Origin of the sequence: Candidatus Methanosphaera massiliense, assembly GCF_028890305.1 — an archaeon.
Taxonomy (GTDB): domain Archaea; phylum Methanobacteriota; class Methanobacteria; order Methanobacteriales; family Methanobacteriaceae; genus Methanosphaera; species Methanosphaera massiliense.
In genome coordinates, this window is sequence record NZ_JARBXM010000001.1 from 798,275 (window position 1) to 819,819 (window position 21,545).

The following is a 21,545-nucleotide window of genomic DNA, read 5'->3' on the forward strand; positions in this document are numbered from 1 at the left end:
TTCTCTAAGTAAGGTAAAAATAGAAAATATTAATAAAACGATATATATGTGATTAATAAATTTTTAATAAAAAAAATAGGGTAGGATTCAATTACTCATCATCTTTTTTGACATTAAATCCTACAAGAATTGATGCTAGTTTTGGATCATCTTCGAAGTTGAAATAATTTTTAAGATATACATCTGCTAGAGGATCAGGACTACTAGAAACTACATCGCAAGTATCTTCAAGTTCTTCCACTTCAATAAATTGCACTGGTGGTAAAACGAATGCTTGTTTAGTAGGGTTTTTTTCAAGATTCTCTTGTTTTAAATCGTTTTCAATATCTTTCTGATCTTTAAGTAGTACAAAGTCTGGGTTAATCATGTTTGCTGATTTATCATTTTTATACTTCTCTCTCTGTTCTTTACTAACAATTTCTTCTCCGAGTATGTGTCCTTTGTTATCTACTAATTGTACTGTTGCTGTTGGAGGTGGTCTGAATGATGCATTTTTGATTATTGCTACTGTATAATCTCTATTAAGACATTCATTAACTCCCATGTTAATTACAGGTATTAATTCTCCTGCTTTATCCATTTCTATTTTTAGAATATTTTTTCGTACATCATCGTTTAAGACACCTACATTTAATACGCCTCTTAGTGGGTTGATAGTGTCAATTACTTCTTGAAGTACTTCTTCTGGTTCTTTAGTCATCTAATCATCTCAAAGTATTTTTTACTTTTTATAATTTAATATATCTTTTTTATATTTATAAATATTATCAACGTTATCCAAATGGTGCATTAGTTCTATTGATTTAAAAAAAAGTATTACATGATGTGTAATATTTTCTATAAAATACCTGTATTAAAATAATACTAATTTATATTATTTGAAAGAATTAGCCTAATTAAAAAACTAGTATAACGTTATTTTTCTAAATGATTAAATATATACTATATTTATCCCTAAAAAGAGTTATTTACGTTAATTATAATTAAAATATTCATATATTTTGCTTTATAATATTTTAAAAATAATTAATAAAATCATAAAATTAAATATTACTTTACTAAATTTCAAGTATTTAGTAATAAAATAGGGGTATATATTATATACCTAAAAGGGCTATAGTAATAACTATGTGGGTATAAGATTAACAACAATTTTAAGTGGTGAAATTATATGTCAAGAAAATATTTTACAAAAATGGAAAACGAATCAGCAGATGAAATGGTATTCGGACAAACTAAACACCCAGTTAAAATGGGATTAGACCAAGTTATGGGTGGAGGAGAAGTAGTTCCTAACATTAAAGTAGCACCAGCTGAAGGATCAGAAACAAGTATTGATGGATTAGTAGCAACATGTAAAAATATTGCATTTGCAGCTTGTGACCGTGCAGCAGCTATCGGATTACCAGCAATTCAGATAGAACAGGAACACGTACAACAACAATCCATTAGTAAAGAAGCATCAGCAAAAACAACAGCTGTACAATGGGAACAATTAGAACAACTACACGACAAATACGGTACAAAAGTATCATTAATGTCAACAGTTGCAGATATGAGAGAAGAAGAAAACGGATTAAGAGGATCTGACTTAGACGTAGCAATGGATGAATCATTCGAAGCATGTGCAGAAAACGGAGCATCCATGTTATGTGTAGAAACCATAGGTGGTAAAGTAGTATCAGACTACGGTATATCAAGAGGAGATGCAAGAGCTATACTATACGGTATAGGAGTACTTGGTTCCATAGATATGGAATACATGTGGACAAAAATAGTAGACATAGCAAAAAGAAACAACATCACCCCTGGTGGAGATACAGACTGTGCACAAGCAAACACTGCAATGTTCCTTGCAGGTGGATTAACCAGTAAAAACGTATCACACACAATTGCAGCAGTAGCAAGAGCAATTGCAGGAGCAAGAAGTTTAGTAGCAGTTGAATGTGGTGCAACAGGACCTACAAAAGACTGTGGATATGAAAACCCAATCGTAAAATCAATCGCATCTGTACCAATTTGTGCAGAAGGTAAAAACGCAACCTGTGCTCACTCAGACTTAATGGGTAACTTAACAGCAGCAGTATGTGATGTATGGAGTAACGAATCTGTATATAACAGAGAAGAAATGGGTGGACCAACTCCTGGTGTATGGTTACAATCCTTAGGTTACGAATGTGCATTAATGAACACCGCAACCCAAATAGGAACAGCAAAAGAACTAAGAGACACATACGTATTAGCAGATAAATACCGAGACCCTCAAGGTGTAATTCTTGCTTACGATAACGCATACAAAATCGGTGAAGCAATTACAGCAGAAGGAGAAAACATTTATCTCAGAGCACGTGCAGCAGCAATCAAAGCAATGGAATTAATTAATGAAGCAGTAGATCAAAAACGTATCTTATTAACAAGATTCGAAAGAGATACACTTGACTCTACAATGAAAACATACGAACAATTACCAGATGACACTGATAAATTCGTAAAAACATGTATCAAAAGATACGGAAGAAAAGTAAAAGAACACGACCCATCACAATACGAATTATAAGTGTTGGTTTAGTGTAATAAAAGGATATTATTAGGAATTAATTATAACAGGATGTGTGTACAAATGGCAAGCCCTTTAGAAAAATATTATGATAAATTTGACGATTACGAAAAAATCGCAATCAGATACAACGTAAAAATAGAAGGTCCAGCTCTCAAACCTGAAGACGACCCAGAAGTAGTTGAAATATTACCAAAAGATGGAATAAAAAGAACATTAGCTTTAGATGTATTATACGGTGACAAAGATAAATGTGACGCAGACACAGAAAAAGCTCTAGAATCTGGTGAAGAACCAATAGATCTTATTAACAATTCTTTAATGAAAGGTATGGACAGTGTAAGTGCATTATATACTAAAGGTGAATACTTCTTACCTGATTTAATGCTTGCTGGTGACGCAATGATGTCTGGAGTAGACATTTGTGAGAAAAAACTAGGACACAAAGCAGATACCAAAGCAACAGTATGTTGTTGTGCAGTAGAAGGAGACCCTCACGACATTGGTAAAAACCTAATTGTTATGTTCTTAAACGCAAATGGTTACAACGCAGTAGACCTTGGTCGTGACGTACCTAATGCAGATGTTGTAAAAGCAGCAGAAGAAAACAAACCTGTACTAATAACAGCAACAGCTTTAATGACAACAACCATGACAGCATTTGGTAAAATTGTAGCATTAATGCAAGAAGCAGGAATTGACACACCTATCGGATGTGGTGGAGGAGCAGTACGTCGTGACTTCGTAGAAGAAAGTCCACAAACATTCTATGGTGTAGAAGCATACCACGTACCAAAAATTGCAGATGCAATTGTAGATGATGGTAAAACATGGGAAGACATCAGAAAAGAATATGATGACATCGTAGGAGAATACGTAGCAGCATACGCCTAAGTATGAAGCTATTCTTTCCTTTTTTCTTTTTTTATATTGCTTATTTTTGATTATATTATTTTTTAATTTTGAATTTATAATGCTAAAAAAGTATTACCTATTATGAATAATTATGTTTTTAGTTAATACATGGAGTATTACTTTTTATCAACAGAGTTTATATTTATTGACTTATTCTCATTATTTTAAAATTGTCTTAAACATGTTTTTATTCTTTCTTAGTTCTATTTATTTGTTTATATTCAGTTTAATGATTTTTTTATAAAGTAATATATTTATATAAAATTAATCATAAGTATTATGTAGAAGTATTAAATTATTACTTATCTTTTTTCAATTAATTAATACTTTTTTATTATATTATGTGGGTATATTAAAATTTTTAATTGGTGAAATAATGACAGTGAAACGTTTTACAAAAATGGAAAATGAATCTGCTGATGACTTAATATTTGGAAAAGCAGCACATCCTGTAGAATATGGGATTGGTGTTAAATTAGGTGTAGGAGAAGTAGTTCCTAACATTAAAGTAGCACCAGCTGAAGGATCAGAGTCAACTGTAGATGGAATGGTAGCAACATGTAAAAATATTGCATTTGCAGCTTGTGACCGTGCAGCAGCTATTGGATTACCAACAGTTCAAATAGAACAAGAACATGTAGCTCAACAGACAAAGAGTCGTGAAATATCTGAAAAAACAACTGCTGTACAGATGGAACAGCTTGAGGAAATGCATGATAAATATGGAACTAATGTCTCATTAATGTCTACCATAGCAGATATTCGTGAGGAAGATATGGGTGGACTCAGAGGATCTGACTTTGATGTAATGATGGATGAATCCTTTGAAGCATGTGCGGAAAATGGTGCATCAATTCTATGTATAGAAACCATTGGTGGTAAAGTAGTATCAGATTATGGTATATCAAGAGGAGATATCCGTGCAATATTATATGGAATAGGTGTACTTGGTTCTATTGACATGGCATATATGTGGCCAAAAATTGTGAAAGTAGCTAGTAAACAAAGCCATTGTGTACCTGGTGGAGACACAGACTGTGCACAGGCAAACACTGCAATGTTCCTTGCTGGTGGATTAACCAGTAAAAACGTATCACATACATTAGCTGCAGTAGCAAGAGCAATTGCAGGAGCAAGAAGTCTAGTAGCAGTTGAATGTGGTGCAACTGGACCAACTAAGGATTGTGGGTATGAAAATCCTATAGTAAAAGCTATTAGTGGTGTTCCAGTATGTGCAGAAGGTAAAAATGCTACATGTGCTCACTCAGATTTAATGGGTAACTTAACCTGTGGTGTGGTTGATTGTTGGAGTAATGAATCTGTATATAACAGAGAAGAAATGGGCGGACCAACTCCTGGTGTATGGTTACAGTCATTAGGTTTTGAATGTGCTTTAATGAACACCGCAACCCAAATAGGTACTGCAAAAGCACTAAGAGATACATATGTATTAGCAGACAAATATAGAGATCCACAAGGTATAGTTTTAGCATATGATAATGCATATAAGATAGGTGAAGCTATAGTGGCTGAAGGAGAAGATATATATCTTAGATCTCGTGCAGCAGCACTTAAGGGTATTGATTTAATAAATGAAGCAGTTGATCAAAATCGTATCTTATTAACTAGATTCGAAAGAGATACTTTAGATTCAGCACAGAAAACTATTGAACAATTACCAGAAGATAAAGACAAATTCATAAAAACATGCATTAAACGTTATGGTAGAAAGGTTAAAGAACATGACCCTTCACAATACGAATTATAATCAAATAGAATTATTAAGGAGATGTCTAGGATGGTAGATAGATTAATTGAATATATGAATAAGTTAGATGATTACGAAAAAATCGCAATCAGATATAATGTAAAAATTGAAGGTCCTGCTCTTAAGCCTGAGGATGACCCAGAGGTAATTGAAATTTTACCTAAGGAAGAAGGTACACAGAGAACATTAGCTCTAGATGTATTGTATGGTGATAAAGATAAATGTGATGCAGACACAGAAAAAGCTCTGGAAGATGGTGCAGATCCAATAGATCTTATTAACAATGCTTTAATGAAAGGTATGGATGGTGTAAGTGCATTATATACTAAAGGTGAATTCTTCTTACCTGATTTAATGCTTGCTGGTGACGCAATGATGTCTGGTGTAGCAATCTGTGAGAAAAAACTAGGACACAAAGCAGATTCTAAAGCAACAGTATGTTGTTGTGCAGTAGAAGGAGACCCTCACGACATTGGTAAAAACTTAATTGTTATGTTCTTAAACGCAAATGGTTACAATGCCGTAGACCTTGGTCGTGACGTACCTACACCTGATGTTGTAAAAGCAGCAGAAGAAAACAAACCTGTACTAATAACTGCAACAGCTTTAATGACAACAACCATGACAGCATTTGGTAAAATTGTAGCTGCATTACAAGAAGCAGGAATTGACACACCTATAGGTTGTGGTGGAGGAGCTGTACGTCGTGACTTTGTAGAAGAAAGTCCACAAACGTTCTATGGTGTAGAAGCATACCACGTACCAAAGATTGCAGATGCAATTGTAGACGATGGTAAAACATGGGAAGATATCAGAAATGAATATGCTGATATTGTAGGAGAATATGTGGCAGCATATTCCTAATTATCATCTCTTTCCCATTTTTTTCCATTTTTCACTATTTTCTTAATATTGTTTTACTTTTTATAATAATAATCTTATTTTGCAATATTTCTAAAAAATATTTTAAACTAAATTATATTAATATAAAGTATATTTGTATTACTTTCTACTATCCTTATTTAAGGTAATACATTTAAATAATAATTCATTTTTAAAAAAACTGAACAGAACAGTTAATTAGGAATATTCTTAATTATATGAATTATCGATTCTAAAATACGTACATATGCTATGTTTTAGATAATTTGATGTCTATTAAAACCTTTTTATATTTAGATATACTATATGTATTAACTGTAAGTATTAAGGTAGTACATAAAAATCTCAAGATTTAATTATCTTAATATTTTGAAATACATTTAAAATATTCATGTGGGTATAAGACAATTTATATGATTTATATAATTGGTGAAATATATGGTAACAAAACGTTTTACAAAAATGGAAAACAAATCAGCAGATGATTTAGTATTTGGAAAAGCAGCACATCCTGTAGAATATGGATTTGATGTTAAATTAGGTGTAGGAGAAGTAGTTCCTAACATTAAAGTAGCACCAGCTGAAGGATCAGAAACAAGTGTTGAAGGAATGGTAGCAACAACAAAAAACATAGCATTCTCCGCTTGTGACCGTGCAGCAGCTATTGGATTACCAACACTTCAGATAGAACAAGAACACGTAGCTCAACAAACAAAAAGCCGAGAAATATCTGAAAAAACAACAGCTATACAAGTTGAACAATTAGAACAATTCCATGACAAATATGGAGCAAAAGCATCCTTAATGTCTACTGTAGCAGATATTCGTGAGGAAGATATGGGTGGACTCAGAGGATCTGACTTTGACGTAGCAATGGATGAATCATTCGAAGCATGTGCAGAAAACGGTGCATCAATCCTATGTGTAGAAACTATTGGTGGTAAAGTAGTATCAGATTACGGTATATCAAGAGGAGATATCCGTGCAATATTATACGGTATAGGATTATTAGGTTCCATAGATATGGAATACATGTGGACAAAAATTTCAGATATAGCAAGTAAATACAGTTACTGTGTACCTGGTGGAGATACAGACTGTGCACAAGCAAACACTGCAATGTTCCTTGCTGGTGGATTAACCAGTAAAAACGTATCACACACACTAGCTGCAGTAGCAAGAGCAATATCTGGAGCAAGAAGTTTAGTAGCAGTTGAAGCTGGAGCAGTAGGACCACTAAAAGACTGTGGATACGAAAACCCTATAGTAAAAGCTGTAGCAGGAGTACCTATCTGTGCAGAAGGTAAAAACGCAACCTGTGCTCACTCAGATTTAATGGGTAACTTAGCATGTGCAGTAGTAGATTGTTGGAGTAACGAATCTGTATACAACAGAGAAGAAATGGGTGGACCAACAACTGGTGTATGGTTACAATCATTAGGTTACGAATGTGCATTAATGAACACTGCAACAAAAATAAACAAAGCAGAAGAATTAAGAGATATGTACACATTAGCAGATAAATACCGAGATCCACAAGCACTCGTTCTTGCATATGATAATGCATACAGAATAGGTGAAGCTATCGTAGCTGAAGGAGAAGATATATACCTCAGAGCACGTGCAGCAGGATTAGAAGGAATCTCAATAATCAACGAAGCAGTTGACGCTAAAAAATTATACTTAACAAGATTTGAAAGAGATAGCCTTGACTCCGCACAAAAAACCATAGAACAACTACCTGAAGACAAAGATAAATTTGCAAAAGCATGTATCAAACGATACAGTAGAAAAGTAAAAGAACACGACCCATCACAATATGAGTTATAATTATAAAAAAATAGGAAGTGTATTAACATGTCTGAAAGTCCATTAGCAAAATATGATGAAGAAGTATTCGGAGGAGACAACGGATACGAAGATATCGCAGTAAGATACAACGTAAAAATAGAAGGTCCAGCTCTCAAACCTGAAGATGACCCAGAAGTTGCAGAAATCTTACCTTCAGAAGAAGGAATTAAAAGAGAATTAGCATTAACCGTACTATACGGTGACAAAGATGCATGTGATGCTAAAGTTCAAGAAGCTTTAGATGCAGATGCAGATCCAATAGACCTTATTAACAATGCTTTAATGAAAGGTATGGATGGTGTAAGTGCATTATATACTAAAGGTGAATTCTTCTTACCTGATTTAATGCTTGCTGGTGACGCAATGATGTCTGGTGTAGCTCTTTGTGAGAAAAAATTAGGACACAAATCCGATACAAAAGCACCTGTAATGACATTTGCTGTAGAAGGAGACCCACACGATATTGGTAAAAACCTAATTGTTATGTTCTTAAACGCTAACGGTTACGATGCAATAGACCTTGGTCGTGACGTACCTACAACAGAAGTTGTAAAACAAGCAAAAGAAAACAAACCAGTTCTCATGACAGCAACAGCTTTAATGACAACAACCATGACAGAATTCTCAAAAATTGTAGCTGCATTACAAGAAGCAGGTATAGACACACCTGTTGGATGTGGTGGAGGAGCTGTACGTCGTGACTTCGTAGAAGAAAGTCCACAAACTTTCTACGGTGTAGAAGCATACCACGTACCAAAAATTGCAGATGCAATTGTAGATGAAGGTAAAACTTGGGAAGATATCAGAAAAGAATACTCTGACATTGTTGGAGAATATGTAGCTGCATACTCCTAGATACTTTAGATATTCTACCATAACATTTTAAATAATTTCATGGGAAAATAAGAGGAAATAATATTTTTCTTCTTATTTCTTTTTTTTAATTTTTTAATACTTAATAAAGCTTTTTTTTTATAAATAACTACTAATTCTACTCTCTTTTAGTAACATACTATCTTATTTTAATCTATAATCCCGTTATTATCTATAATTTTAGAGATTACTTTAAAAAATTCTAGCTATATTTATATTCTACAAAATACTATATTTTAAATAAGGTAGAAAAAGTTACATTAAAATGAAACTATTTTCTATATAATTTAAAAATGTATAAAGAGAGGATGATAATATGGTAGAATATGCTATAGCAATGGATATAGGTACTAGTGGTATCAGAGCCCAAGCAATAGATATTTCAGATAACAGTACTATATCAACAACAGTTACATTAAGACACCCAATTCCAGGTGCAAATGTAATGGATCACTTACACTTTGCAGTAAATGTTGGAAGAGAACAAGCACACCAATTAATTATGGAAGCTGTAAATAAAGTAGTTGATAATTTAGGAGTGGACAAATCAAAAATTGTAAGATTTGCAGTATGTGGAAACCCTATACAATTATCATTATTCCAAGACATTGAAATAAGAGATTTAGCATTTTGGGGAACCAATGCAGTAGAAAGAATGCATATAACACCTCCAAAAAGAAATGCACAAACAATAAAACCAGGAGATATTGGTTTAGACATAAATCCTGATGCAGATGTATACATACCACCAGCAATTAAACACGAAATAGGAGCAGACGCATTAGCAATGCTTGTGAAATCTGACGTTATAAACAAAGAAGGTATATACCTAGTATCAGACTTTGGTACAAACGCAGAAATCGCATTAGTAATTGATGGTGAAATATACTCATGCTCAGCTGCAGCAGGACCAGCAATGGAAGGTCAAGCAATTGAATGTGGTATGCTAGCTTCTCCAGGAGCAATATCTGACGTTATACCTGAGGGTGACGATTGGAGAAATGAAGTACTAAACAATGACTTAAAAGTAGAAGATTGTGATTTAATCAATGTTAAAACTGGTGAAGTAGTAGAACCAGGAAAAACAGACACAAAAGCAAGAGGTATTACTGGTACTGGTGTAATAGCAGCATACAGTGTTGGTACAGAACAGGGTGTAATATCAATACCTAAGATAAATACACCAGATGAAAAAATTAACTTACAGGATGATGTATACTTATCAGAAAAAGATTTAACAGAAATAGGTAAAGCATTAGGTGCATTCAGAGCAGCACATATAACTTTATGTGTAGAAGCAGGTATAGACTTAGAAGATATTGATGGAGTATACATGGCAGGAGCTTCTGGATTTTATGTAGACCCTCTTAAATCATTAACAGTGGGTCAGATTCCAGCTTGTTCATGGGATATATATCAGATAGGTAACACTTCTCTAGCAATGGCAAGAGATATTGTTGAAAACCCTGATTTACTACAAGAATTACAAGAAATTGCAGATAACATGAGAGGTAACCATATTACATTAGCTACTTCAGAAATTTTTGAAAAAATATATGGTCTGGAATTAGCTGTATGTGAACAAAACATGCCATTATGGAAATATGATGAATGGCTAGAAACCTATGGATATGGTAATCTCCCTGAATTAGAAGAAGACCCTGAAATACACAGAATATTTGAAAGTGATATACCTGATTTAGGTGTAAATGGATTATCTATTATTGAAGAAGTAGGTACAAAACTAGAAAATAAAGTTGAAGGCTGTGTAAACTGTGGTGCATGTGTAGAAGAATGTCCAGAGGATGCTTTAACAATGAATGATGGTGTAGCAACTATTCGTTCTGACTTCTGTAATGGAAGTGCTTGTTTAAGATGTGAAAGAGTCTGTCCACAAAAAGTATTCTTATATGAAAAATTATTCTACATTGAAGGAGAAGAAGCATCTAACTTATAATGCTTCTCTTTTTTATCTCTTTTCAAATACTATTTTATAAAAATTTAATCATATTAATTCTTTCGGTGAAACATTAATGAAATCAATAGTTTTTGATAATGCTGGTACAATACTAGAACGAGTAACAGCACTACTTGATATGTCCACTAAAAAAATTCTTTTTGAAACAAATACTATAGGTATCACTAATCAAAAAAATGATAGAATTATAGTTGTAATACAAACACCAACTCCTGAAATAATAAAAGAACATGGAACAATACATGATTTTTTAAAAGAACATCCAACACAATTTGAGATAAGTTATTCACATGAAAGATTCTCCAAGAATGATGTGATTAATGCAGTGTGTAATGATAAATCATCAATAGAGGATATTAAAACGTCTGCAAAATCATTAATCGATAAGTATAATATTGAAATCTGTAGCGGGTCTGCACTGATTATTGACATGAAAAAAGGTAGAATTGATTATGTATATACTGCAGGAGGAATGTTTTTTAAAGATACAAGAAATGTCATAGATTACATAAATAAATTAGGCCTGAATATTTACATAGTATCTGGTGATAATAAACAATCACTAAGTAAGATAGCCTCTATTTTAAACATACCTCAAAGTAATATATTTGATACAAGGGACATGAGGGGTAAACAGGAAATAGTTGAAATGTTACAAAAAAATGGAAACTATGTATACATGGTGGGTAACAATACAAATGATCAACTAGCAATAAAACAAGCAAACTGTGGAATACTTACATTAGAACAGGGTGAAACTGTACCCGATTCCTTAATAAAATCATCTGATTATACTATCAATTCTATCATTGAAGTAATTCATATATTAAAAGAAGATTAAGAGGAATTAAAGTTTATTAAGAACTTCATTGATAATTTTTTCTTTATCATCCTCATTTTTTGCAATAACATTCAACGTATTTTCAAGAGCCTCACGTGTCGGTGGGATTTCGTTTAATGCAATTAATGATCTAACCCAATCAACTGTTGCTCTTATGGATGGCTTTTTTGACAAATCTAACTTCCTTATTTTTTGTGTTTTTTCCACAACATCATTGATGAGGTTAGGTTCTGCTAACGGAACTCGTTTATTAATAATATTTACCTCACGATCATAATCTGGATAATCAATATATAAGTAAAGACATCTGTCCTTAGTTTCATCAAGTAATGTACGCTGTGCATTTGAAGTAAGTACAACTATTAAATCATTCTGTAAATCAAAGGTATCTAAATCATTTACAGTAATTTGTTGTTCTCCTAGAGCCTGTAATAGGAAGCTTTCTAGTTCTTCATCAGCTTTATCAATTTCATCTATTAACAGTACTGATGGTTTATCATTACTAAATGCGGTTAGTAATGGTCTTTGTATGAAGAATTCATCAGAAAATATTGTCATGTCTTCTTTATTCTCTCTAGCTAGTTCTAGATATAATAATTGTTTCTGATAATTCCACTCTCCTACAACTTGCTCAAAGGTAATTCCTTCATAGCATTGAATTCTAAAGAAATCTCTATCAAAACTATCTGCTATTGTTTTTGCTAGTTCTGTTTTACCGGTTCCTGGTGGTCCTTCTATGAGTATTGGTTTTTTTAGTTTAAATGCTAAAAATAATGTTGTATTAATTTGATCATTAGAGATATAATTATGTTCCTCTAATTTTTTGTTGATTTCGTCTATTTCTTTCATAGTATCCTCTTTATATTTTGATTAAGTTATATTTTTTACTTCCTAATCCTATTTCATCACCATAATCAAATTGGAAATAGGAGTCAATATTACGCCATAATCCCTTAAATTTATCTTTTTCAGGGTCATGATTATTTTTAAGCATTGAGTTTTCATTTCCTTCTTGTTTGTTTATCAAATCATAACTTGCCTGATCTATTGCTACAGGATTATAACTTGCCAGAATTCCTATGTCATCAACGATTGGATTCTGGTCATAGGAGTTACAATCACTGTCTGGATTAATGTTAAGTAAAATGTTTATGTATAATGTTTTGTCTTTTTTATTTTCTATTGCTCCATATGCGTATTCGGTCACTGCTTTCATGTATTCCTCTGATTTTATTTTGTTTAGTTTAATTGCATCTGTCGGACAGTCACTTATACAATTATTACATCCTATGCATTTATCATAGTCAATATGTGCAATTGAGTCGACTGTTATGGCTTCTTCCGGGCATAAGTCAATACATACATTACATGCTAGGCATGCTATTCTTGATATGAAGGGTGCTGCTAGTTTATGTTGTTCTATTTTACCATTTCTTGTTGCACACCCTGAACCTGTATTTTTTATTGCTCCACTATATCCGGTTAATGTATGCCCTGTTATGTGGGATATTACAATCATTGCATCACTGTCATATATTTCTTTTGCTACTTTGACTTTATCAAATACTGCTTTACTGATTTTTACTTCTATTTCATCGGCTGGTGTATTGTTAGCTATAATTAATGGAATGTTTAAATCAAAAAAACCCTTTTCGTTTGCTGCTTCTAAATGTTTATCGGTATTACTTCGTTTTCCATTGAATAGTGTGTTAGTATCAGTTAAAAAGGGTGATGCTTCCTTTTCTTTTATTGATTCTATAATAGGTTCTATATATTCTGGTTTGATGTATGTTGTATCACGTGATTCAATGAATTGTGTTTTTATTGCTATATTGTCATTTTTTTGGATTCTATCGTTGAACTGTGTTGTTTCGTATAATGTCTGTATTTTTTGTGGTATATTGTCCTCGGATTTGTTTGTTACATCAATTAAGTATACTTCATTTGTCATATTGTTATTATCCTTTCATTTCTAGATATTTTTTTATTTTTTTATTTATAAGTATTTTAATATATTTTATGTTTTAACACTTTATTCGGGAGTTATCGTGGTTTTTAAGTATTTATTTTTTTTATAGGTATTCTTTTTTTTATATAATATTTTTGTTATTTCAGAAAAATTATATATAATATTTATTATATATAAGATATTGTACTTAAATTGAAAATTATTATTTTAATTAACGAAAGTTAAATTTTTTTCAGTAATATGGAGGTGACTTAGTGGATACAGAAAACAAGGAACATGAATCAGCGCAGACTGATATCATTAACACTAAATTTCTTAATTCACTATTAAGAGGTGCACGTAATATTTTTTTACTATGGTTAATCAGTCAGAAAAAAATACATGGATACGGTATAATGAACGTTATCAATGAAGCTGCTGTAACAGTACCTGGTGAGAAAGTTATACATAGTAGTACCATATACCCATTATTACATTCATTAGAAAATGATGGTCTAATAAAAAGTTCTGAGGAACTTAATGGAAATCATAAAGTTAAAATGTATGAAATTACTGATGAAGGTGTTCTAACATTGAATTCAATTAAACAATTCATTAAAGAAAGACCTGAAAACGCAAAGATAATCTCATTTATTGATGATATGATATTTAATGATAAAATATTTACTAAAACAGGAGGTGAATAGATGAAATATGCTATTGAAACTCATGACTTGGTAAAAGTCTATGATAACAATTTTAAAGCAGTAGATAATCTTAATCTATTCATTGAAAATAAAACTATTGGTGGAATACTTGGACCAAATGGTGCAGGTAAAACAACCTCAATAAAAATGTTAACATGTCTTATTCCTAAAACCAGCGGTGAAGCAAAAGTAGCTGGCTTTGATATTACAACTCAACCTGATAAAGTTCGAGAAAAAATAGGAATGGTACCTCAAAAGGTAAGCTTATACGATGATTTAACAGTACGGGAAAATGTTGAATTATGTGCAGATTTCTATAATGTTGATCAAAAAACTAAAGAACAGAAGATTGATGATTTACTTGAATTAGTTGATATTAAATATGCTCAGGATAAATACATAAAACATTTATCTGGTGGAATGCAACAAAAAACATCAGTTGCTGCAAGTTTAATACATAATCCAGATTTACTCTTTTTAGATGAACCTACAGTAGGTTTAGACCCAACCACTAAAAGAGTATTATGGGACTTAATGATAGACTTAAATGATCAAGGACACACAATTATCTTATGTTCACACGACATGTATGAAGTAGATAAAATATGTGATAACATTAACATCATAGACTCTGGTAAAGTAGTTGCAAGCAATACTCCTCAAGGACTTAAAGATGATTTATTAAGAAACAGGGAAGAAAATAATCAAAGAATTAGAAACATCATCCTAGATTTAGAGGAAGAAGATGAAGATGCAAATGCTGAAGAAATCAAGGAATTAAGAGCATCATTAACTGATGAAGACGAGGAAATCACAGTATTAGTATCTAACATCACAGAGGAAATGATTAATGCTGTTCGAGAGTTAGACGTAGTAAAATACGCAGAATATATAGGTAATGGAAGATTAAATATTTCATTAAAACGTTCTGAAACTTCTGTTAACCACGTAATAACAGCTATATTAAGTAATGGTGGAAATATAGCATCAATAAAAACAAACGACCCTACATTAGAAGATGTATTTGTATCCATTACAGCTAAAAAACGAAGGGAGATTAAAGATGGAGATTAATAAAATAAAATGGATGATTAAAAAAGACTTCCTCACATTATGGAGACATAAAGTGCAGTTAGCCTCTTTATTTATATTTCCTATATTGATGATTGCTTTATGTGGTTGGGGTATGGGAGGAACAGTTGATAATACTCCAGTAATCATAGTAAAACAATCAGACGGACCAATAACAGATGAAACAATCAACGCACTAAAATCAGATGACACGTATGATATTAAGGATATTGTAACGGATCCTGATGATGCAAAAGATGATGTTGATGATGGTAAATATAAGGCAGCCATTATACTTTCAAGTGATTTCGAAGACAGTAATTCACGTAGCGCGGTGCTGTATGTAGATTCATCAGACCAACAAACGACAGCGTCATTAGTTCCAACAACTGAGAAAATATTCTCATCATTATCTGAAAAAATACAAACAGAACAAGTAAATGCTAATACATCTACTAATGCAATAGCTTATTCAACACAGGCTATAAAACTTCAAGTAAATAAGATATATGGTGATTTAGACTATATTGACTACTTACTGCCAGGAGTACTTGCAATGACAATGTTCATGTCTTCAATGATGACAATGGGTAATTCAATTGCAGGTGAACGTGAACGTGGAGAATTAGCTCGTTTATTCATGACACCAACAAGTGTATCTACAGTTCTTGCAGGAAAAATATCTTCCCAAGTATTACGTCAAATGATACAGGCAATAATATTATTAATAGCTGGATCATTATTATTCAGTATAATGATTAAAGGAAATATATTACTATTATTACTAATAATGTTGATATGTGTATTATGCTTTGTAGGATTCGGAATAATGTTCTCAGCTACAGCAAAGACCCAAGAAGATTATATTCAAATAGTAATGCCTATAGCAATGCCTATGATGTTCATATCTGGTGTTTTCTTCCCAACAGAAACCATGCCATGGGTATTACAGAAAATTGCTTACATACTACCTTTAACATATGCTAATGATGCAATAAGAGCAGTAATGTTAAAAGGAGCTGGATTAGGATCAGTTTCTGTAGATATAATAGTATTATTAGCATTTGCATTACTATTCTTCATAGTAGGAGTATTAAGATTTAACAGAGATATTTAATCGGAGGTTGAAAAATGAAAAATCACATGAAAAAATTAGCAATATGCCTAGTAGTATTTTGTGTATTAATGGGAAGTATAACTTCTCTATCGGCAGCTGATTGGTCAATGTTCCAGGGTAATCAAAAACATACTGGATATGTTCCACAAGATGCCTCCTTCGCTACACAAACATGGACAGTACCTGTAAATGGCAGTGTAAATACAACACCTGTATTATATGGAGATAAAGTATATCTAGGAACAGAAGAAGGAACATTATACGCATTAGATGCACAAGATGGAAATGAATCATGGACATATACAACTGATGGTGCAATAGAATCAAGTCCTGCAGTAGACGGTGGTACAGTATATGTAGGTTCAGATGATGGATATTTATATTCAAATAATGCAGATAACGGTGACAACAACTGGAAATTCAAAGCTGGAGATAGTATTAAATCTTCACCAGCAGTAGATTCATCAAAAGTATACTTTGGATCTGACGATGGTAACATATATGCACTTAACAGAGCTGACGGTTCTGTAGCATGGCAATACAAAACAGGTGATTCTGTAGAATCATCACCAGTAATTGACGGAGATACATTATATGTAGGTTCAGACGATGATAAAGTATATGCAATTGATACAAACACTGGTTTAGTAAAATGGACTTACAACACAGGTGACGATGTAAAATCATCACCATCAGTATCAGATGGAACAGTTTATGTAGGTTCAGATGATAATCAGGTATATGCAATTAATGCAGAAGATGGATCAGATGTATGGTCATACAATGCACAATCACCAGTATCATCATCACCATCAATTGATGCAAGACAATCCACATTATATGTAGGAACAGAAGATGGTAGTGTATATGCATTGGATACAAGAGACGGACTTAAAAAATGGGATGTTGACACAGGAAGTTCAATCAATGGAACACCATCCATATTCGGAAACAATATTGCTATAGGAACAGATTCTGGTAGTATGAATATATACAATAAATTTACTGGAGATTCAGTATGGAGTTACAACCCAGGATACTTACCAAACATATCTGGAGGTATAACTAGCTCACCTGTAACTAGTGGTGGATCATTATTCTTTGCAACAGAAGATGGTCATGTATACTCACTTAACACTGATCAACAAATAGGTCCAACAAGTGTATATACATATTACTGGATTATAGTAGCAGCAATAATAGTAATAGCTGCATACGGTATTAATAAGGTATACAAAAGGAAGAACAATTAAGTAAATTCTTCTAAAATAATCCTCTCCCTATTAATTTTTTTTATTAACATTTTTTTCTTAAAAAAAGAACTTTTTCTACTGAAAATTAAATTTCAATACATTACAAAAAAAATTACTAATTATAGTTTTTTACTAAAAGTTTATACCTAATGGATTATAAATGTATATTCATGGAAAAATTTAATAATAAAATTGAAAAACATTTAGAACTTTCAGAAATTTCAGACATGCTGAAAGAGTACAAGGAATATTACACTGTTTATAGGCGTCTTTTGTTAATTAACATGGTTGCAAATGGTGAAAGTATTGCTAAAGCCTCAAAAAACATTAATATTTCAAGAAAAACAGGCGAACGTTGGGTCAAACAATATAATGAAAATGGCGTTGATGGTTTATTTTCAAATTATTCCAATTGTGGAAGAAAATCATATTTAACTGATCAACAATTAAAAGAATTGAATGAAATCATAACTGGAAATGAAGAGAAATATAATTTAAAAGATGTACGAAACTTAATTAAAGAAAAATATGGTATAACATATAGTGAGAAGCAAGTATGGGTTATTACAAGACAAAAATTAAATTTAAACTATGGAAAACCATTCATTAAATACAACACACGTCCTAAGAATCCTGAAGAAGATCTTAAAAAAAACTAAAGACAACAGACATACAAACAGAATATTTTGCTTTTTTAGATGAAACATCTTGTCAAAATGTTCCAAATGTTACAAGAATATTATATGCTCCTGGAGAAAAAAATATACAAACAAAACATCCAGTAAAATTTGGAATAAATGTAACTGGATTTCAAGGAATCAATTGCAACTCATATATGGAGGTAAATACAAAAAACAATGCATTTCACTTTGTAATTACCTTATGCCATTACCGTATTGAAAACATGACTAATAGATTAGGTAAACAATTAATCAAAGATGCAATAAACAATGAAAACTTATCTGATGAAAAAATAAAAAAATATCTATCCTCTAAATCACTAAATGAAATGGATTTGATAAATAAAATCAATGATGAACTATATAATGACAATTCCAAACAAATTTCCATAGAAAAAATTCAAAAGATTTGCAGGAAAGAAGACAACAACAATTCAAGAAAAATAGGGTATGAAAAAAGATTAAGATTACTGAATAACCTATCAAATCCAAAAATAATGGAAATAAACTCAAAAGAAAAAAGAATAAATATTATTTTAGATAACGCAAGAATACATCATGCTAAAATTGTTGAAAAAGCCTGTGAAATATTGAACATAAATTTAATCTTTTTAAAACCATATTGCCCTGATTTAAATCCAATTGAAGATGTATGGCGTAAAATTAAATCTAAAATATATAAATCAATGTATGAAAATTTAAACAAATTAATAGAAATATTTGAACGTGAATTCTATAAAATAGTTGATTTAACATCATTTTACACAAATTGGGTTAATGAATATTTAGGTATAAACATTTGGTAAAATACTATAAAATGAGTATTGATAGAAAGAAGATATATTCATCCAAAAAGGAATACATTAAATTAAATAATAGATATTTTAAAAAAAGAATAAAAACAAAAAATATATTTTGTTTAAATAATTATAGTTATTTTATTTATTTGCTTAATCTGATTTCTATTGCTGAAACATTGGAGGAAGTTCCTTCGTTTCCAACAATTTCTTCGGTGCTTATGTTGATACTTTTAACATCAACATCAGATATAAATCTGTTTCTTACTATTTCAGCAACATCAACAGCTCTGCTTATAGCTCGGCCTCTTGCTTTTAATATTACTTCTGTTACTCCGCTGTTCATTTGTGTTACTACAGCTAATACGTAGTTCATTACTGGTTTATTTCCGATGTATACTATATTTTCTTCTGGCATATTGTTTTCCTCCGTTATAGTAAACTATAATTTTATAGCTTAATATTGTCTTTATTTCTCACTATATTTAATATTATCTATTTCTGCTATAAATCAAAGAATTCTATTTAATAAAAAAATAAGATGGAGAATAAGGGGTGTGTTTAGTTTCTTAGCATTAATAATTTATTAGCAGAACTAAGCACAGCATCAATACTAGATTTTACGATATCTTCATCACTAGCTCTTCCAGTGGCTTTATTACCTAATTCATCAGCAGTAATTACGAATACTTCTCCAAATGCAGTAGTTCCACCGGTGACAGCTTCAATATGGTACTCTACTAATTCAAGATTTACAACTTGTTTTACAAGTTCCTGAATAGCATTTACAGCTGCATCAATTGGACCTACACCAGTTTTTGCACAGTAACTTACTTCACCATCAATGTCTAACTTGACAGTTGCGGTAGGAACGGTGTTATCACCAGTCATTACATTAATTCCTATTAATTTAATTCTTTCTTCGGTAGGTTTTCCTTGTATTGCCTCTGCTATTGATCTAAAGTCCATATCTGTAATAGTTTTACCTTTATCTCCAAGTGCTTTAATCTGAGAATATAATTGATCAAATTGTTCATCATTTAACTTAATGTTATATTCATCAAGTTTTGATTTCACAGCATTAGCACCAGTAAGTTTACCAAGAACAATTCTTCTTTTATGACCAACTTCTTCAGGTTTCATTGGTTCATAGGTTTCACTGTTAGCAAGAACTCCCTGTACATGTATACCTGCCTCGTGAGCAAATGCATTTTCTCCGACAATTGCCTTATTAGGTGGCATTTTTACTCCAGTAATTCTTGAAACTGTTTCAGAAGTATTTACTAGTAATTTAGTATTAATATTTGTATTAATCTTATAGAACTTATGTAAACCCATTACAATTTCTTCTAATGAAGCATTTCCTGCTCTTTCACCAAGACCATTGATTGTACATTGTGCTTGTTGTGCACCAGCTTCTACTGATGCTAAAGTGTTAGCAACTGCTAATCCAAAGTCATTATGACAATGTACACTTATAGGTACATTAATCTTCTCACGTAGATTAGAAATTAATTCATTCATTTTTACAGGAATACTTACTCCGACAGTATCTGGTACATTAATCTTATCTACACCAGCTTCCTGAACTGCTTCATAAACTTCTAGTAAGTAATCAAGTTCTGTTCTTGTAGCATCTTCACATGAGAATTCAGCTACAATTCCATGGTCTTTAATATACTCGACGGCTGTTACAGCTTTGTCTAATATTTCTTGTTTAGACATTTTAAGTTTATAATCTCTATGGAGTGGTGATGTTCCTATGAATGTATGTATATAGTCAGCGTCAGAGTCAATTGCTTTATCAATATCTTTTGTTAATGCTCTTGCTAATCCGCTGAGTTGTGCGCTTAAACCTAATTTACTTGCTTCTCTGAATGTTTCTTGTTCTCCCTTAGATGCTGCTGGGAAACCCAATTCGATAACATCAACGCCGAGTTTATCTAATTTTTCTGCTATTGTTATTTTTTCATCAGTTGTTATCGTAACACCAGGTGTTTGCTCACCATCTCTGAGAGTGGTGTCATAAATCATAACATCTGATGGTGGGTTGTATGTCATTATTTTTTCACTCCTAAATTTTATTAATATATATTATTTTTATTATTTTATTTAATCTTATCTAGCATTACTATCTTAATAAATAAAAATTAATACTATATTCTTTACTCTTAGGATAATTTTACACCTATTTTTGGATATAAACAATTAACAGGAATTTTAGTATTTCATCTTTAGATGTGTTTAATAATATTATATAACGAAAAAAAGATTAGTTAAAAATTTCATATACTATAATCAACTATT

The 21,545-nt window shown here is 31.7% G+C and carries 19 protein-coding genes; 14 read left to right on the forward strand and 5 right to left on the reverse strand.

Annotation, left to right across the window (positions count from 1 at the left end; all coding sequences use genetic code 11):
- Window positions 1-91 precede the first annotated feature (91 nt).
- On the reverse strand, window positions 92-700 hold the full coding sequence (locus tag OTK55_RS03825) for a hypothetical protein (protein ID WP_274870700.1): 609 nt from the start codon (window positions 698-700) through the stop codon (window positions 92-94).
- A gap of 471 nt (window positions 701-1,171) precedes the next feature.
- On the opposite strand from OTK55_RS03825, the gene mtaB (OTK55_RS03830) reads away from it, so the two are divergent.
- From mtaB (OTK55_RS03830) to OTK55_RS03865, 8 genes are all read left to right on the forward strand, one after another.
- Window positions 1,172-2,557, forward strand: a complete 1,386-nt coding sequence (gene mtaB, locus OTK55_RS03830; protein ID WP_274870701.1) for a methanol--corrinoid protein co-methyltransferase MtaB — start codon at window positions 1,172-1,174, stop codon at window positions 2,555-2,557.
- A gap of 63 nt (window positions 2,558-2,620) precedes the next feature.
- Window positions 2,621-3,451 (forward strand): methanol--corrinoid protein MtaC, encoded by an 831-nt coding sequence (mtaC, locus tag OTK55_RS03835; protein ID WP_274870702.1) that lies wholly within the window; start codon window positions 2,621-2,623, stop codon window positions 3,449-3,451.
- A 403-nt stretch (window positions 3,452-3,854) separates the two neighbouring features.
- The gene (gene mtaB / locus OTK55_RS03840) at window positions 3,855-5,240 is read left to right on the forward strand and encodes a methanol--corrinoid protein co-methyltransferase MtaB (protein WP_274871765.1); all 1,386 of its coding nucleotides are present in this window, start codon (window positions 3,855-3,857) and stop codon (window positions 5,238-5,240) included.
- Window positions 5,241-5,270: 30 nt separating this feature from the next.
- Window positions 5,271-6,104, forward strand: coding sequence for a methanol--corrinoid protein MtaC (mtaC, locus tag OTK55_RS03845; protein WP_274870703.1), 834 nt, complete (start codon window positions 5,271-5,273; stop codon window positions 6,102-6,104).
- A 456-nt stretch (window positions 6,105-6,560) separates the two neighbouring features.
- On the forward strand, window positions 6,561-7,952 hold the full coding sequence (gene mtaB, locus OTK55_RS03850; RefSeq protein WP_274870704.1) for a methanol--corrinoid protein co-methyltransferase MtaB: 1,392 nt from the start codon (window positions 6,561-6,563) through the stop codon (window positions 7,950-7,952).
- A gap of 27 nt (window positions 7,953-7,979) precedes the next feature.
- Window positions 7,980-8,828, forward strand: a complete 849-nt coding sequence (gene mtaC / locus OTK55_RS03855; protein WP_274870705.1) for a methanol--corrinoid protein MtaC — start codon at window positions 7,980-7,982, stop codon at window positions 8,826-8,828.
- A gap of 334 nt (window positions 8,829-9,162) precedes the next feature.
- Window positions 9,163-10,803 carry a methylamine methyltransferase corrinoid protein reductive activase gene (locus OTK55_RS03860; RefSeq protein ID WP_274870706.1) on the forward strand — a complete coding sequence of 547 codons (1,641 nt, stop codon included), beginning with the start codon at window positions 9,163-9,165 and terminating at the stop codon, window positions 10,801-10,803.
- 76 nt (window positions 10,804-10,879) lie between these two features.
- Window positions 10,880-11,665 carry an HAD family hydrolase gene (locus OTK55_RS03865; protein WP_274870708.1) on the forward strand — a complete coding sequence of 262 codons (786 nt, stop codon included), beginning with the start codon at window positions 10,880-10,882 and terminating at the stop codon, window positions 11,663-11,665.
- 6 nt (window positions 11,666-11,671) lie between these two features.
- Here the strand turns inward: OTK55_RS03865 and OTK55_RS03870 are convergent, their stop codons facing one another.
- Entirely contained in the window at window positions 11,672-12,514 is an 843-nt protein-coding gene (locus OTK55_RS03870) for an AAA family ATPase (protein WP_274870709.1), read from the reverse strand.
- Between the two features lie 10 nt (window positions 12,515-12,524).
- On the reverse strand, window positions 12,525-13,616 hold the full coding sequence (locus OTK55_RS03875) for a DUF362 domain-containing protein (RefSeq protein ID WP_274870710.1): 1,092 nt from the start codon (window positions 13,614-13,616) through the stop codon (window positions 12,525-12,527).
- Between the two features lie 272 nt (window positions 13,617-13,888).
- On the opposite strand from OTK55_RS03875, the gene OTK55_RS03880 reads away from it, so the two are divergent.
- From OTK55_RS03880 to OTK55_RS03905, 6 genes are all read left to right on the forward strand, one after another.
- The gene (locus OTK55_RS03880; protein WP_274870711.1) at window positions 13,889-14,320 is read left to right on the forward strand and encodes a PadR family transcriptional regulator; all 432 of its coding nucleotides are present in this window, start codon (window positions 13,889-13,891) and stop codon (window positions 14,318-14,320) included.
- The gene (locus OTK55_RS03885; protein WP_274870713.1) at window positions 14,321-15,394 is read left to right on the forward strand and encodes an ATP-binding cassette domain-containing protein; all 1,074 of its coding nucleotides are present in this window, start codon (window positions 14,321-14,323) and stop codon (window positions 15,392-15,394) included. It begins immediately after the preceding gene.
- Window positions 15,384-16,508, forward strand: coding sequence for an ABC transporter permease (locus tag OTK55_RS03890; protein WP_274870714.1), 1,125 nt, complete (start codon window positions 15,384-15,386; stop codon window positions 16,506-16,508). Before OTK55_RS03885 ends, OTK55_RS03890 begins: the two co-directional genes overlap by 11 nt.
- A 14-nt stretch (window positions 16,509-16,522) precedes the next feature.
- Window positions 16,523-17,761 (forward strand): beta-alanine-activating enzyme beta-propeller domain-containing protein, encoded by a 1,239-nt coding sequence (locus tag OTK55_RS03895; RefSeq protein WP_274870715.1) that lies wholly within the window; start codon window positions 16,523-16,525, stop codon window positions 17,759-17,761.
- A 170-nt stretch (window positions 17,762-17,931) separates the two neighbouring features.
- Complete coding sequence (locus OTK55_RS03900) at window positions 17,932-18,420, forward strand: helix-turn-helix domain-containing protein (RefSeq protein ID WP_274870716.1); 489 nt, start codon at window positions 17,932-17,934, stop codon at window positions 18,418-18,420.
- A 176-nt stretch (window positions 18,421-18,596) separates the two neighbouring features.
- Window positions 18,597-19,247 carry a transposase gene (locus OTK55_RS03905; protein WP_274870718.1) on the forward strand — a complete coding sequence of 217 codons (651 nt, stop codon included), beginning with the start codon at window positions 18,597-18,599 and terminating at the stop codon, window positions 19,245-19,247.
- A gap of 136 nt (window positions 19,248-19,383) precedes the next feature.
- Here the strand turns inward: OTK55_RS03905 and albA are convergent, their stop codons facing one another.
- The gene (albA, locus tag OTK55_RS03910; protein WP_274870719.1) at window positions 19,384-19,656 is read right to left on the reverse strand and encodes a DNA-binding protein Alba; all 273 of its coding nucleotides are present in this window, start codon (window positions 19,654-19,656) and stop codon (window positions 19,384-19,386) included.
- A 143-nt stretch (window positions 19,657-19,799) separates the two neighbouring features.
- Window positions 19,800-21,299, reverse strand: coding sequence for a 2-isopropylmalate synthase (locus tag OTK55_RS03915; protein WP_274870720.1), 1,500 nt, complete (start codon window positions 21,297-21,299; stop codon window positions 19,800-19,802).
- Window positions 21,300-21,545 lie beyond the last annotated feature (246 nt).